Source organism: Senegalia sp. (in: firmicutes) (genome assembly GCF_052088025.1).
Lineage (GTDB): Bacteria > Bacillota > Clostridia > Tissierellales > SIT17 > Anaeromonas.
This window is the reverse complement of record NZ_JBQCYD010000054.1, coordinates 1-15,116: the sequence shown is the minus strand read 5'-3', so window position 1 is coordinate 15,116 and position 15,116 is coordinate 1. Positions and strand designations below refer to the sequence as shown.

At 28.0% G+C, this 15,116-nt stretch carries 19 protein-coding genes; 2 read left to right on the top strand and 17 right to left on the bottom strand.

Features of this window, described 5'->3' with window-relative positions; genetic code table 11:
• The first annotated feature begins 192 nt into the window (after nucleotides 1–192).
• Complete coding sequence (locus ACTHUW_RS11330; RefSeq protein WP_442210772.1) at nucleotides 193–1,152, top strand: helix-turn-helix domain-containing protein; 960 nt, start codon at nucleotides 193–195, stop codon at nucleotides 1,150–1,152.
• Nucleotides 1,153–1,208: 56 nt separating this feature from the next.
• Here the strand turns inward: ACTHUW_RS11330 and ACTHUW_RS11325 are convergent, their stop codons facing one another.
• The 3 genes from ACTHUW_RS11325 to ACTHUW_RS11315 all read right to left on the bottom strand — a co-directional run bounded on the left by ACTHUW_RS11325 (nucleotide 1,209) and on the right by ACTHUW_RS11315 (nucleotide 5,813).
• Nucleotides 1,209–2,618 (bottom strand): HD domain-containing protein, encoded by a 1,410-nt coding sequence (locus tag ACTHUW_RS11325; protein WP_442198194.1) that lies wholly within the window; start codon nucleotides 2,616–2,618, stop codon nucleotides 1,209–1,211.
• Between the two features lie 300 nt (nucleotides 2,619–2,918).
• Nucleotides 2,919–4,784 (bottom strand): ATP-binding protein, encoded by a 1,866-nt coding sequence (locus ACTHUW_RS11320; protein WP_442198193.1) that lies wholly within the window; start codon nucleotides 4,782–4,784, stop codon nucleotides 2,919–2,921.
• Between the two features lie 12 nt (nucleotides 4,785–4,796).
• Nucleotides 4,797–5,813 (bottom strand): DNA double-strand break repair nuclease NurA, encoded by a 1,017-nt coding sequence (locus ACTHUW_RS11315; protein WP_442198192.1) that lies wholly within the window; start codon nucleotides 5,811–5,813, stop codon nucleotides 4,797–4,799.
• Between the two features lie 156 nt (nucleotides 5,814–5,969).
• Between ACTHUW_RS11315 and ACTHUW_RS11310 the strand changes: the two genes are divergently transcribed.
• Complete coding sequence (locus ACTHUW_RS11310; RefSeq protein WP_442198191.1) at nucleotides 5,970–6,206, top strand: AbrB/MazE/SpoVT family DNA-binding domain-containing protein; 237 nt, start codon at nucleotides 5,970–5,972, stop codon at nucleotides 6,204–6,206.
• Nucleotides 6,207–6,244: 38 nt separating this feature from the next.
• Here the strand turns inward: ACTHUW_RS11310 and rsmI are convergent, their stop codons facing one another.
• The 14 genes from rsmI to ACTHUW_RS11240 all read right to left on the bottom strand — a co-directional run bounded on the left by rsmI (nucleotide 6,245) and on the right by ACTHUW_RS11240 (nucleotide 15,067).
• Complete coding sequence (gene rsmI / locus ACTHUW_RS11305) at nucleotides 6,245–7,099, bottom strand: 16S rRNA (cytidine(1402)-2'-O)-methyltransferase (protein WP_442198195.1); 855 nt, start codon at nucleotides 7,097–7,099, stop codon at nucleotides 6,245–6,247.
• 4 nt (nucleotides 7,100–7,103) lie between these two features.
• The gene (locus tag ACTHUW_RS11300) at nucleotides 7,104–7,832 is read right to left on the bottom strand and encodes a tRNA1(Val) (adenine(37)-N6)-methyltransferase (RefSeq protein WP_442198190.1); all 729 of its coding nucleotides are present in this window, start codon (nucleotides 7,830–7,832) and stop codon (nucleotides 7,104–7,106) included.
• A gap of 80 nt (nucleotides 7,833–7,912) precedes the next feature.
• A complete protein-coding gene (locus tag ACTHUW_RS11295) occupies nucleotides 7,913–8,083 on the bottom strand; it encodes a 4Fe-4S binding protein (RefSeq protein WP_442198189.1) in 171 nt (56 codons plus the stop codon).
• Nucleotides 8,084–8,165: 82 nt separating this feature from the next.
• A complete protein-coding gene (locus tag ACTHUW_RS11290; protein ID WP_442198188.1) occupies nucleotides 8,166–8,975 on the bottom strand; it encodes a PSP1 domain-containing protein in 810 nt (269 codons plus the stop codon).
• A gap of 5 nt (nucleotides 8,976–8,980) precedes the next feature.
• A complete protein-coding gene (gene holB / locus ACTHUW_RS11285) occupies nucleotides 8,981–9,958 on the bottom strand; it encodes a DNA polymerase III subunit delta' (RefSeq protein ID WP_442198187.1) in 978 nt (325 codons plus the stop codon).
• A gap of 89 nt (nucleotides 9,959–10,047) precedes the next feature.
• A complete protein-coding gene (locus ACTHUW_RS11280; RefSeq protein ID WP_442198186.1) occupies nucleotides 10,048–10,377 on the bottom strand; it encodes a cyclic-di-AMP receptor in 330 nt (109 codons plus the stop codon).
• A gap of 48 nt (nucleotides 10,378–10,425) precedes the next feature.
• Complete coding sequence (gene tmk / locus ACTHUW_RS11275) at nucleotides 10,426–11,061, bottom strand: dTMP kinase (RefSeq protein WP_442198185.1); 636 nt, start codon at nucleotides 11,059–11,061, stop codon at nucleotides 10,426–10,428.
• A gap of 12 nt (nucleotides 11,062–11,073) precedes the next feature.
• A complete protein-coding gene (locus ACTHUW_RS11270; RefSeq protein ID WP_442198184.1) occupies nucleotides 11,074–12,474 on the bottom strand; it encodes an aminotransferase class I/II-fold pyridoxal phosphate-dependent enzyme in 1,401 nt (466 codons plus the stop codon).
• Nucleotides 12,475–12,541: 67 nt separating this feature from the next.
• On the bottom strand, nucleotides 12,542–12,721 hold the full coding sequence (locus tag ACTHUW_RS11265) for a sigma factor G inhibitor Gin (protein WP_442198183.1): 180 nt from the start codon (nucleotides 12,719–12,721) through the stop codon (nucleotides 12,542–12,544).
• Nucleotides 12,722–12,835: 114 nt separating this feature from the next.
• Nucleotides 12,836–13,333, bottom strand: coding sequence for a hypothetical protein (locus ACTHUW_RS11260; protein ID WP_442198182.1), 498 nt, complete (start codon nucleotides 13,331–13,333; stop codon nucleotides 12,836–12,838).
• Between the two features lie 100 nt (nucleotides 13,334–13,433).
• Nucleotides 13,434–13,610, bottom strand: a complete 177-nt coding sequence (locus ACTHUW_RS11255) for a hypothetical protein (RefSeq protein ID WP_442198181.1) — start codon at nucleotides 13,608–13,610, stop codon at nucleotides 13,434–13,436.
• Between the two features lie 126 nt (nucleotides 13,611–13,736).
• Nucleotides 13,737–14,363 (bottom strand): 50S ribosomal protein L25, encoded by a 627-nt coding sequence (locus ACTHUW_RS11250; RefSeq protein ID WP_442198180.1) that lies wholly within the window; start codon nucleotides 14,361–14,363, stop codon nucleotides 13,737–13,739.
• Between the two features lie 82 nt (nucleotides 14,364–14,445).
• A complete protein-coding gene (locus ACTHUW_RS11245; RefSeq protein WP_442198179.1) occupies nucleotides 14,446–14,709 on the bottom strand; it encodes a pro-sigmaK processing inhibitor BofA family protein in 264 nt (87 codons plus the stop codon).
• 64 nt (nucleotides 14,710–14,773) lie between these two features.
• Complete coding sequence (locus tag ACTHUW_RS11240) at nucleotides 14,774–15,067, bottom strand: DUF2508 family protein (RefSeq protein ID WP_442198178.1); 294 nt, start codon at nucleotides 15,065–15,067, stop codon at nucleotides 14,774–14,776.
• Between the last annotated feature and the right edge of the window lie 49 nt (nucleotides 15,068–15,116).

The window sequence follows — 15,116 nt, the reverse complement described above, 5'->3', positions numbered from 1 at the left end:
TATTTCTTGTGGATAACTTTATTTAGATTCAAAACCCTATTTTGCAATCACCTATGTTTGTTAATTATATATTACCAACTTATCAAATTTATTTCACCACTCACATGTGAGGGGTGAAATAAATTTGATTTTTACTTTAATTTTAGGTATTATGTAAATATATGTATTATAATGGCTAAAGGGGGCCTATCCATGTTTGAAAGTCATAATTTAGAGGATTTTGGAAAAAGAGTAAAAAATTTAAGACAATCATTAGGTTATACTCAAAAAGAAGTACATCAAAATACTGGAATAGGTCTAGAGACTATAAGAAGATTAGAAAAAGGCGAAAGACTTATTAGATTTGATAACTTAACAGATTTATCCTTATTTTATAAGATAGATTTATTAGAAGAGCTAAGAAATTATAATTCTGCAAATAAGCTACTGAGATATTATGATAAATTAGATGATATAATAGTTTCTTATGATTATCAGAAATTAATGAATTTATCGAATGACTTTGAAAAATATATAGGTAATGATGATGAAAATACTCTTGAGTTGTTTAAGCTAAATACTATAAATCAATTCAAACAATTAATAAAGGGTATAACATATTTATTTTCTGGAGAAAAAAGCACTAATAATTTAGCATTAGATAAATTTATAGAATCTCTTCAAATTACTATTGCTAATTTCACTTTAGATAATTTCGCAAATCAAAGATACAATGTATTTGAGATGCGTATATTACTAATTATTGGAGTTACATTAAACGAAACAGAAAATCATAAGAAAAGTAATGAAATACTACAATTCATAATTACTAAGCTAAATTTTGATAAAAGAGCTGTGTTTAACGAAAAGAAATTAATAATAAAAACATATTTTAATATTTCATATAATTATAATGATTTAGATAATCAGGAAGAAGCTTTAAAGTATGCAAACAAAGGTATCGAATATTGTAAGACAAATGAGCTTATATATAATTTAAATCATCTATATTATAGAAAAGGTATTGCTGAACATTTACTTGGTAAAAAGGAGAAAATTTACATGGATTCTCTTCATAAAGCCATACAAATATTAGAAATACAGGGTCGATATGAATTAGCCAAAGTTTATACAAATGTAACTAAAGACACTTATAACATCAATATCAATTAATTTACACACATAAAAAACTGAGGACAAGTGTACATCCTCAGCTTTTATCTTCACATCTATAATATATTTTTCAAATATTTCATGATAGAATTTTTATTCCTTGATATCTTACCTTTAAATATTGCCTTTTTTATTTCTTCTAATATTTCTGATACAAGTACTTCTTCTTTTAAATCAAATTCTTTTAATATATCTGCTGCAGTTATTATATCTGTTATATCTTGCGATTCTTTGAATCTTGTAATATAGTTATTTGCCATGAATTCTACATGGATTTTGAATTTACCCATTTCTTCATCTGGATCTAGTAATTTTCTTGTTCCTACTATATCAGAAAGTGCTATCAATAATATATCAAGTGTTTCATTTTTAGTTTCTTTAAACATTTTATATAAAAATCTAGAGCTTACATCATTTGATTTATAGGATATAAGAGGAAACATATGCTTTTCTACTATTCTATATAATATATCTCTTTCTTTTATACTAAGTCCAAATCTTTGTGATATATTCTTTATTATTTCTGCTCCTGTTATTTCATGACCTCTAAACCTTACTCTACCTTTTACATCAATCTTCCTAGCTGAAGGCTTTCCTACATCATGGAAAAATGCTGCAAGTTTTATAAGTTCCATTCTAGTATGTTCACCTATTACCTCTTCACATGCATGTTTTTCATAAGCTTCCCTTATATGATCTTCAAAATAGCCTTCATAATAGATGATATTTTCAGTAAGTTTAAGTACATATAGAGAATGAGTAAATGAATCTACTACATGATATTTACATTCTCCTACATCTTTCATTTCTACTACTTCAGGAAATATTTCTTCTAATATTTCTAGCTCTTTATCCATGAAACCAAAGTAATGATATGATTTTCTATTCCTAAGTATTTTAAATACCTGATCTCCTAATTCATTGCTATCAATATTTGCTATCAAATTTTTATTATTTCTTATAATTTTTATAGTATCCTCATCCATACCAAAATCTAAATCACTCATAAGGCTTACTGCTTTGACTATCATTATAGGACGTTTTTCTAATAATTCTCCATCCCATATCCTTATTTTATTTTCTTCTATATCACTAAGACCACCAGTAGGGTCTATTATTTCTTCTTTTATATCATCTGAAAAATTACATATATCTATTGCAAGAGATTGAATTGTAATTCCTCTATTTTGTAAATATGAATTTATATCTTCTTCAAGTTCTATAAATTCTATTTTTAAATCTCTATCTATATCTATTACCTTAAAAGAATTTTTTTCTTCTATAATATTAATATCTATTTTTTTTGCAAAATCTCTTGCTATCAATTCTGCATTACCTTTTATAAGTAATGTCATCTTTTTTGTTACTCTACCTATTAGAAAATCTCTTAAATATCCACCTATTAAATATATCTTTATATCTTCTTTTTCACTTATATCTTTTAAAAGAGAAAAAATGCTATCCATAATTATCACTTCCTTTCCTTCTTTTATACCCACTTTTCATATCTATATAACTTAAGATTCTTCACTTAAGCTCAGAATGACAAAAAAGTGAAATTATTGAAAGAGTAATGAACCATTTATAATAAATCAGCTAAGAAAATCAACTAAGGATGCAGATAATAAATCCGTGGATGAGATGCTTTTCTCATCAGCCGTCTTGGACGTATTATCCAATTTACGGCGATTAGGATTTTTATCAAAGACGAAGTTAGATTTTCTCTGATTTATTATCTGGTGAATGTTCTTTCAATAATTGCCTCTTTATTCTGTCGCTAATTCCTTTTTTTCTTCATATGAAGTAGTAAATGCATTTTTAGTCTTCACTATTAAATCATCCTTTACAAGAGATTCTAAAATTCCCCTTAAATTTTCTACAGTATAGGTCTTTTTATGTTCACTATCTTCTTCTATTTCTTTTACTACATCATATATATTCATCTCTGTTATTGGTAATTTACCTTTAATCAAATTTATTATTTCATCATTCTTTTCATTCTTCATTTGTTTAAGTTCATCAAATGGGTTTATAGTGTGAGGACTTGTAGTAAGGGCTGCTCTTATCCTTATTGCAAAGGTTCTACCCATTATGGCTGAAGATATGAATGAATCTCCTGACCTGAGATAGGGAAGTCTTTTTCCTTCTTCTGCTGTTAGATCTGTCTCTTCCTTTATTGTTTGAATATCTGAACTCCTTACTGTTCTAAATACTAGTTTTGTATTTAATTGAGCTGTTATTGTTTCATCTAAAAGTGTTGGTCTTTGTGTTGCTAGAAGTAAAAACACTCCATATTTTCTACCTTCTTGTGATATCTCTTTTAGTATTGACTTTGAAGGAGCATCATATCCTTTTGGCGCAAAATTATGTGCTTCATCTGTTGCTATTATAAATGGTGGAAAATAATCTGCGCTGGTATTTTTATATTGAGCGTCTTTATAGTTTCTCCTTTTATGGTAGATATTATTTAATAGATATGTTGAAAAAACTTGAAGCAATCTCACATTTCCTTGTATTACTAAAAGTTTTCCTGTATTTAATCCATCATATATTGCATTTATATCATTGCTAAATACTCCATCATTATATAATCTGTTTAATCTCCATATTATACCCTTTATTGAACTTGCAGGACAAGTTTTATCATATTTATCAAATAATTCGCGTGCTTCTTTTAATCTTTCTTTTTCTAAATTCTCTTGTTCAGAATCTATTAATCTTTCTATTTTTTGAATAGAACCTATATCTTGAGCTTTGGATAGTTTTTGTAATCTGTCATTAAAACTTTGATAAGTATCTTTTCTTTTGTGAATCATATCAACTGCATTACTCATAGCATCTGATAATTTGCCTGATGCATCAAGTAAGTTTTTCAAATCAGATGTATTTAAGTCTTTAAACTTTACACCTATATCATGTCCTATTTGAAGACATTTAAAATCTCCTTCAAAGCTAACCCTTTTCTTTTCATCTAAATAAGGTGCAAAATTCGAAAAATCCATTTCGAAATGTGGGTCAAGTACTATAGCAGGTATCCCAAGTTTCATAGTTTCTTCAAGTAATACTCTCATACCAAAAGATTTACCAGAACCTGAGCCCCCAAATATTCCTATATGAGGATATTGATGCATGCTTTTTATATCAAATATGAATGGTATTTCCCTTTGCTTTAATAGCTCACCTTCACTAAATATAGGAGCTATATCCTTTAGTTCATTATCCATATCGCTTGTCATAGCATCAGTGCTCTTTATAATTCCCATTACAAGACCCTCATCTGGGGATTTTTTCACCATTATATCCTTTACTTCATGAAACTCAGGACTTCTAACATCAGATGCTGTTTCTACAGGATAGTCAGCCTCATTTAATAATCTAAGCTTTCCTATATGGATAGTCTCATCATCAATATTATATCCTATGGCATTTAAGGATTCTAAAACAGAGGAATCAACCATTCCATCATTTATATTTAGTGGTATATATCTATTATATGAGCTAGTTTCTACTATTTCACCCATCAAATCTCCTTGGGATTCATCTTCTATTATCAGAAATTCATTTATTCTAAATGCTTTGTCCTTTGAACCAATATATACTTCTTGCTGTGTAGTAAGTCCTACAACCTTCATTTAAATCACTCCCTACATTCTTCTTTTGCTTCTCTCTGATACAAATAATTTTTCAAGTATTTCTGTGTCTAGATACTTATCTAACAATCCTAACATCAGTTTATCTGATATTCTAACTTCCTTATCTATTATGTCAATCCAAAGAGGTATACCCCTACTATTTTCTGGGGTCAATGTATATACTAAATTTGCCATCTCTTTTAAATAGGGCTCTTGAGATGATAATATATCTACCCCTGTAATCATTGGAGATTTAGATGAGCGTATAAATAAGGAACTTAATCCTTCTACATATTTTGGAGTGTTTTTCTTTTCTGGTATTAGAATTTCTCCTACATCTAATACTCCATATAAGAGTTCCCTGTCATATAAAAAGTTCATAGGAGGATTTAGAAATTCCTTTTCCCCTAAAGTAGTACCTATTATATTTGTCTTTATATCTTTTACTACACCTACTAATAGTATATCTTTTTTCATACATATTTCTTTTAAACTCTTCCATTTATCTGCACATTCTATTTTATATCTTATTAAAGATCCATCCATCATTATGACCTTTGGATTTAATTCCTTGGCTGCCTTTATAGCTGCCTTAAGTTCAATACAAGATAATTTATAGCTTTTTATAAAGGCATCAATTTCAGTTTTTGTAGGATTGTCCTTAGATAATTTATCTATTATTTCACTTTCCCTTTCACTATATAGGGGAGTATAAAAGTCTACCTCTATAATAGGTGCATGGTCTTTAAGTGAATTTTTAGCAAGTCCTTGATAGAGTTCTATGAAATGCGGATATGCCCCACCAAATTTATTGTTAGATCCATCCACAGCCACTATTCCACCAGTATTAGCATATTCTACTAGTTCATCATTCGACAATATTCTACATTTTCTTATGTGACCTACATTTTCATTTATTATTTTTCTTATATCTTTTATTTCCATTTTAGAAGTATTTTCATATTTTTTACTTAAAACATCATTTAATTCAGAAACTATATTTTTAAGCTGATCATTGATTTCTAGCACTTTTCCACCTCTTCATATAATAATTATTAATTTTTATTAATTATCTTTTTAATATTCTTTTAGTTTTATGTTGACTTTATTTGTAAATTCTGCTACTATTTAAAGTGTAAGAAATTTGTCGAATGTCGAATTATAAAAATTTTAGGAGGTTACTTAATGAAATCAACTGGTATTGTAAGAAAAGTGGACGAGCTTGGTAGAGTTGTTTTACCTATAGAACTTAGAAGAACTCTTGATATAGCAGAAAGAGATGCTTTAGAGATATTTGTAGATGGAGAAAAAATCGTACTTAAAAAATATGCACCAGCTTGTATATTCTGTGGCGAAGCTGATGGTGTAAGCCAATTTAAAGGCAAGAATATATGCGAAAACTGTAAAGAAGAAATAAAGTAAGAATATAATTTCTAAGCTAAATTAGCTTAGAAATTTTTTTATATCTCTATATCTATACTTTCTTTATATACTTCATTCTTTTTAATATTTCGCTCTTTTGATACCTTTTTTATAGACTCTTTTTTGCTATATCCTTTTTCCATGTACTCTAATATATGTTCTCTTATAGTCAAATCTTCCCATAAATTTTCCTCTATATCTTCTATCTGTTCTTTATCTACTCCATCAACTACTATTACAAATTCTCCTTTAGGATTTTCTTTTTCAAACTTTTCTAATACATCTTCTATATTCATCCTAATAACCTCTTGGTATCTTTTAGTAAGTTCTCTTGCTAGTGCTATTTGTCTATTTCCTAATACCTTTGATAAATCTTTTAACATAAGTTTTATCCTATGAGGTGATTCATAAAAAATCATTGTCCTATATTCTAGTTTTAATTCTTCTAATCTTTCTTTTCTATTATTTGATTTTGAAGGTAAAAAGCCTTCAAATACAAATTTTTCTGTATTAAATCCTGATAATATTAGGGCCAATATACTAGCTGTAGCTCCTGGTAATACATCAACATCTAATCCATTTTCTATAACTAACTTAACCATATCACTTCCAGGATCAGATATGCCAGGCATCCCAGCATCAGAAACTAGTGCTATATTTTCACCATTTAATAATTTTTCTATTAAAATAGATCCCTTTTCTCTTTTATTATGCTCATGATATGAAGTTAATGGCTTTTTTATTTCAAAATGATTTAAAAGTCTTAAAGTATGTCTTGTATCTTCTGCTGCTATTAAATCAACACTTTTAAGTGTGTTTAATGTTCTTATTGTGATATCTTCTAAATTTCCTATAGGTGTAGGACATATATATAACTTACCTGTTTGACTCATGTTTTCACCTTCCATATATGTCATCTATTTCTTTTGTGTATTTTCCATCGTCATCATATACATATAATGGAGCTTTTGTTCTAAGTTCGGGATTTCCTCCCTTTACTGCCTTTATTAATATCATATTGGGCTCTTTTCCTCTTTTAGGATGGATAAATCTTAAAATTTTTGGTTCTAATTTATATTTTCTTAAAAGGTATATTATATCTACAAGTCTATATGGCCTATGAATCATATAGAAGCTTCCATTATCTTTAAGTAATTTTCGTGCTTCTTTTATTATATCTTCTAAGCTACATAGTAGTTCATGTCTAGATATAGCCTTTTTATCACTTGGATTTAAAAGCCCTCCACCGCTATTCATATAGGGTGGATTTGATACTACTACATCAACTGAATCTATATCTATATATTTACTTGCTTCTTTTAGATCTATATTTAATATTTCTATATTTTCTTCTACTTCATTAAGTTCCATACTTCTTTTTGCCATATCAGCTACTTCTTTTTGTATTTCTATAGCATATATTTTAGATGGTTTATTTTTACCCCACAATATAAGAGGTATTATGCCTGTACCTGTTCCTAAATCTACCACTTTAGAATTTTTCTTTATATGACAAAAATTTGCAACTAATACTGCATCTATTCCAAAACAGAAACCTGTTTTATCTTGTATTATTTTAAGTCCTTTAAGTTCAATATCATCTATTCTTTCATTTTCTTTTAACAATTTTTATCACCTCTAAATATATAATACTATTATAACAAAAAAGACCCCTCAAATGTAGGGTCTTTATTAGTTATTTAATATTATACTGGTTGAGGAGCATCTACTGGACAAACATTTGCACAAGCACCACAATCAATGCAACCATCCTCGTCTATAACATATATGTCATCACCTGCACTAATAACACTTACTGGACACTCAGGTTCGCAAGCTCCACAGCTGATGCAACTATCATTTATACGATAAGCCATTATATATACACCTCCTTGTAGTTTCAATTTTATTTTAACACTTTCTTTAACAATTGGAAAGGTTTTTTTCATTAATTAATATTTATTTTATTTCATCTAATACAAATGGGATTATTTCTTCAGTATCTGCATCTGTTTTCAACTTCACCTTTACTATTTCAAGCAATGGATTAGTAGCTATAACTATTCCCCTACCACGAGGTGTTTTGACTTTTTTCCCTACTGGTGGTAATTTTTCTATGGATTCTTCATAATTTTTATGTTCGTATCTCAAACAACACATAAGTCTTCCACATAGTCCTGATATTTTTGTAGGATTTAGTGACAAGTTTTGATCTTTAGCCATCTTTATACTTACAGGATCAAAATCCCCTAAAAAAGTATTACAACAAAGTGATATTCCACAAGGACCTATACCACCTATCATCTTTGCCTCATCGCGTACACCTATTTGTCTAAGTTCAATTCTAGTTCTAAATATTGAGGCTAAATCTTTAACTAAATCTCTAAAATCCACTCTGCCATCTGCAGTGAAATAAAATATAACTTTATTATTATCAAATGTATATTCTACATCTACAAGTTTCATGTTTAAATTATGCTCTTCTATTTTTTCAGTACATGTAGAAAATGCTTTTTCTTCCTTTAAGATATTTTCTTCATGTATTTTCACATCTTCTTCATTTGCAATTCTTATAACAGATTTAAGAGGGGCAATATCATCTAAATCTTCCTGCTTCATATCTTTTGGTCCCACTACTACCTTACCAAATTCTAATCCCCTAGCTGTTTCAACTATAGAATAATCATCCTTCTTTATCCCTGTTTGATCTGGATCAAAATAATAAATTTTCCCAGCCTTTTTAAATCTAACTCCAACTACTTTCATCATATATATCAACTCCCTATATTTAAGAGTAATAATTCTATACTTATTTTCAGGTTTACATTACTCATTATATTATCTTTTGTTTGTAATACATCATCTATTATATCATGGATTCTCCTATTAGAAAGTTTAAATGCTTGATTTTTAAGCACATTTTTTTTATCACTATTAATTATAAGTTCATGTTCTTTCATGTTTTTATAAATTAATAAGTCCCTAAACCATGTTATCATCATATTGAAAATCAAATCAATATCTTCTTTGTTTTCTTCAAAAAAATCACTTTGAGTAAATACCCTAAAATTCTCTTTTTCTATGCTAGTGTTAATTATATTTATAAGCTCTTCTCTTAAATTATTAAAGTCAGATGAATCTGATAAATCTATTGCACGTCCCATATTCCCATTTGAAAAATTAGCTATAAAATGAGATTTTTCACTATCTATATTATATTTTTCTTCTATATAATTTTTTATATCTATACTTTTTAAAGGCGAAAATTTTAACCTTTGACTTCTTGATATTATAGTAGGAAGTAGCGATTTTGTGTTTTCTACATTTAATATTATTATAGTATCATCTGGTGGCTCTTCTAATGTCTTTAAAAAAGCATTTTGAGCCTCAGGTGTCATTTTATCAGCATCTTTTATTAAAAATATTTTTTTCCCATCTTCATAAGGTAGTGTTCTTATTTCTTTCATTATATTTTCTATTTGCTCTTTTTTAAAGGACTTAGCAGCTTTTTCTTCCACATGAAAATCTGGATGATTTAAAGAATCAAATTTTATACAAGAACTACATTTACCACATGCGTATGAATCATTTTCTTTGCATAAAAGCACCTTAGAAAATGCTTGAGCCATCATTGATTTACCTATGCCAGCTTCCCCTTCAAATATATATGCATGGGCTATGGAATAATTTTTAATTGCATGTTTAAGATTGTTTTTTATTCTATCTTGTCCAATAATATCTGAAAAATCCATATTTTCCTCCATATTTAATCCAAAAATTTAAGAGGATGATTAATCATCCTCTTAGAATTTATTTTATTATATCATAAAGATTATTTAAATTATACCTTTTGAAACTTTTCTACATCTACTACAAATATTGTAGCTCCTCCAACTTCTACCTCTACAGGGTATGGCATATACACTCCTTGAGACCATGTAGTAAGTGGTGGCGTTGTTGCTATTTGTGTTCTAGTTTTTGCTATAGTGTCAATAAGCTCTATAACTTCATCTACTCGAACGTCATCTACACCTATTATAAGAGTTGTGTTTCCTGCCCTTAAAAATCCTCCAGTAGATGCAAGCTTTGTTACCCCAAATTTATTTTTCATTAGTTTATCCATCAGTTTATGAGCATCTTCGTCTTGTACTATTGCAAATACGAGTTTCATAAATATACCCCCTTCAATCTTCCTTATATTATATATATACCACTTTTATTATAAATTATTCGCTTTCCTAGTATTTATAGGTAATCTAGATATTATATCTTCATGTATTTCTTCCTTGCTTTTTCTAGCATCTATCACGCTAAATTCATCAGGATATTTTTCTATTAATTTTTTATATCCTTCATATACTTTTTTATGGAAATCTATATTTTCATTTTCAAGTCTATCCTTTTTACCCATCTCATCTTTTCTTTTAAGTGAAATTTCTGGTGAAATATCAAAGAAAAATGTTATATTTGGCATTAGTCCCATTATTGCAAAATCATTTATAGCTTTTACTTCATCTATTCCAAGACCTCGTGCCATACCTTGATAGATTAAGCTTGAATGAACAAACCTATCACATATTACCACTTGTCCTTTTTTAAGAGCTGGAAGTATCTTCTCTGCCACATGCTGAGCTCGACTTGCTGCATAAAGTAATGCTTCTGTAGTATCCGCCATCTCTTTGTTTTCATTATCTAGTATTATATCCCTTATTTTTTCACTTATCAAAGTTCCTCCAGGTTCACGAGTTATTACTATCTCCTTTCCCTTGTTTTTAAAGTATTCCTTTAATAATTCTATTTGAGTGCTTTTACCTGCTCCATCTGGACCTTCTATTGTTATAAATAAACCCCTCATTTAAAACATCCTTTACCTTTTAATTATACTTATTTTACCTTCTTTAATACCCAGTATTTCTATATCAGCATCTATCATTTCATTTATATAATCTATTATATCATTAGTTAAGACTTCTCCTGGAGCAAGAATTGGCACTCCTGGTGGATATGGGATTATATAATCAGCTGATACTTCACCTAGTGCATCTTCTAGACTGACAAATTGACTATCTTCATTAAATGCTTCATATATTTCGATTTCTTTTTTAGGATATAAGTATTTTATATTTTTCTTAACTTTAAATTGCTCAGGAGAATAAGAATTATCTATATCTTTTAGAGCTAAATACAATTCATCTAAATCTCCCTTAGTATTCATAACAGATACCATAGCAAGAGCATGATATAAATCACTCATTTCCAGCTCTATATTGTAGTCATCCCTTAATATACTTTCTAAATCCCTACCAGTAAGACCTAGTTTTACAGCATTTATTACTATTTTTGTTTTATCAAGCTCATAATCCTTATTACCCTTTAATATATCTATCCCTTGTATTTTACTCATATTTCCTATAAACCTATCTATAATCAAGTTTATACTTTTTAATTTCTCAATTCCCTTTTCACTCATATAATCCATAGCTATATCAAGGGAGGCCATAAGTATATATGAAGGACTAGTAGATTGATACATACTCATCATTTTAGCAAGCCTATCTTCATCTACCCTATCTGAATTTAGATGCACCATAGAACTTTGTGTATAGGCAGGTAAAGTTTTATGAGTGCTTTGAACTATTATATCAGCTCCAGCACTTTCAGCTGATACAGGTAAATCTGTATTGAATTTCAAATGAGATCCATGAGCTTCATCTACTATTAGAATTCTTTCATGCTTATGAACAATATCAGAAATAGACTTTATATCAGAACAAATCCCAAAATATGTTGGATAAGTTATAACTACTGCTTTAATATTTTTATTTTTAGATAGTATATGATCAATTTCCTTTGGATCTATTATAGTTAAAATATTATTTTCATCATCATATTTAGGATAAATATAATGCCCCTTTATTCTACCTATAACTAGTGAATTATATATAGATTTATGACAATTTCTTTGAATTAATATTTCTTCTCCTGGTTTTACACTGGCTGTTATAGCTGCATAAATTCCAGCTGTAGTTCCATTTACAGAGTAAAATGTTTTCTTAGTCTTATAAATATCACTTGCCTTTTTTTGTGATTTATCTATTATGCCCTTGGCACCATGTAGGTTATCTACTCCTTCTACTTCAGTTACATCAATCTCAGGTATGAATTTTGCTAAATCATATACAGACTTTCCCTTATGTCCAGGCATATGAAATCTTACAGCTCTCTTATAATTATATTTTAAAAGTCCTTCTACAATTGGCATATTCATATAATCATCCTTTTCTTTAGAATAATTACATTATAACAAATTGAAGATGGACTATGTAAGTCCATCTTCAATTTGTTATGTAATCTAACCACATTTCTTTTATATTTGCTTTATAATATTCATAATCAAGCACAGTGTCTGTTTCTGTATTTGTTATTTTACTTATACATTCCTTACATATCTTTTTTCCTAGAAAGTTTATGCTAGCTTTGTCATCTACCCCACATATTTTGCATTCAAAACCCATATATATCAGCCCCTTATAATATTATATCTAGATTATTGACCTATATTTATATTTTATTCATCATATAGCATGTTTGTTGCATGGACTTATGAAAATAAAAGAGCCATTCATGAATTAACCATGAACAGGCTCTAAATTAAGTGCTTTTTTCATTTTTTTTCCAGGCTCGAATAAAAACCTATATTTTTGTTGGTTTCTAACAAATTGTCCTACATATATTTTTTCTTTGTTCTTTTTGAATATGAATTTATATGTTTTTTTTATACCTCTACATTTTTCACTTTCTTTAAATGGTTTTATCCATTCTAACTCTTCTTCTTTTACTATAAGCTTTATATTATCCTTTTCTCTAATTCCCTTTTTAAATATAAGTACATTTTCATCTAATATATATATATAATTTATTAATCTTTTATATAAAAAATATACAAATATAACTATTGAAGATAATAATATAGCTATACTTACAATATATGCATAGTGCTTTTGAAGTCTATTACTTTCTGTTATAAGAATATTAATAAATATTATAGCTATCATAATAATAGCACTAATTTGCCATAGGGGTAAATTATCTCTTCTCTTTACTTCTTTTACTACATGCCTTATCATATATTTCACCTCTTATAATAGATATATTTGCTGACTTCATCTATTATACGCCCCCTTGATTCATTTTTCAACCTAAAAGAAGCAAACTAAGGAAATTCCTTTAGTTTGCTTCTTTTAACATTTCTTTGTTTTCATTTTCATATTCATAATTTTGACTAGATGTTTTAATCTTTTGAGCTTTTCTCAACCTATGAGAAGTATTTATTATATCAGAAAATATAATTAATTGAACAAAAGCTACTGGAATGATGAGCAGAATCAAAAATATAATTTTCACAATATCATCTCCAATTTTCTTCTTCTTTTCCTTATTATACTACATAAAGAAACAAATTGCTACACTAAATTCAGAAAATTTAACATATTAAAAGGGACTATTAGTTTAATAGTCCCTTAGATAAATTTACTCTAATACACTTTTTTCATCTTCATATATTGGAGTTTCTGTTGCTTCTTCGTCATCATCATCTTCTTCTTGAGCTTTTGAAGCATAAGTAAGGCTTGCAATTACTTCATCATCTTCATGTAATATATCAATGCCTTCTAGTTCTAAATCCCCTATTGTTATAGCAGGCTGATCTTTTAATTTTGCTGCATCTATATTTACATAACTTACAATATATTTTGGTAGACATTCAATATCTATTTCGGATAATTGTAATTGAACTATAGAATCATTAGTTTCTGCCTTTTCTCTGTTTTCAAGGTATAAAGGTATAGTAAGTCTTATTTCTTCATTTTCAGAAAGCTCTTGAAAATCTGCATGTAAAAATCCATCTTTTACTATTTCCCTTTGGACATCTTTTAATATAGCTGCTGTATTTTTCCCATCTATATCTAATGTAACTAATGCACCATAGCCTTCATCTGTTACTATTTTTTGAAGTTCTTTGGTATTAAAAGCTATATTTTTAGTATCCTTACTTCTTCCATATAAGACACCTGGAGTATATCCTTCTCTTCTTAATTGATTTGAATCACCCGTTCCTACTTCTTCTCTTAATTTTGCTGTTAATTTCTTTGTAGCCATTATTTTTTCCCCCTTAGTTTTTTTAATCTGTTTTTATACATACTATATATATACCCTATAGCCAAATACTTAACCATTTATATTATAATATCAAATTAAGTATAATTAAAATAATGAAACCTGGAATTCCAAATATAGTTATAAAAACTACTGTAAACAAATTTATACCTATATAAATTCCTGTTATACCGCTTAATATCATATTGTATAAGAAGAGTGATATTATACCTACTATACTATTTAATATTAATTTTATTATCCTTTTAGCACTTAACATTATTATAAATCCAATAAAAAATAAAGCTATGATTATTATAGGAATTGATACCAACCATTCACTAAACATATGAACACCTCTATATATCTTTTTATTATAGTATATAGGGATAAGCTTCTAATTATTCTTAAATTTATGCATTTTCTTCCAAAACTCTTTCGCGAACTTTACTTAATAGATAAAAATATTTTTTCTTAGCTGCTTCTAAATTATATATAGCATGATCTATTAAATCATCATCTTTTACATTTTCAAAATATATTTCGGCTTGAGTCCATTCCTTATGAGCTTGTTTTAAGTTCTTCATTTCTTCTTCGTATTCAAAATTTTTATTATCCATACCTGGTCTCACCCTTTTTAAAAAATTTGATATACTATATATTATGCTTATATTTTTTTCTTTATTACATAAAGCTTTTTCTTTCATAATTTATATACCCCCTGTAAGTAATCTTTGTTAATAAAGATTATTGACA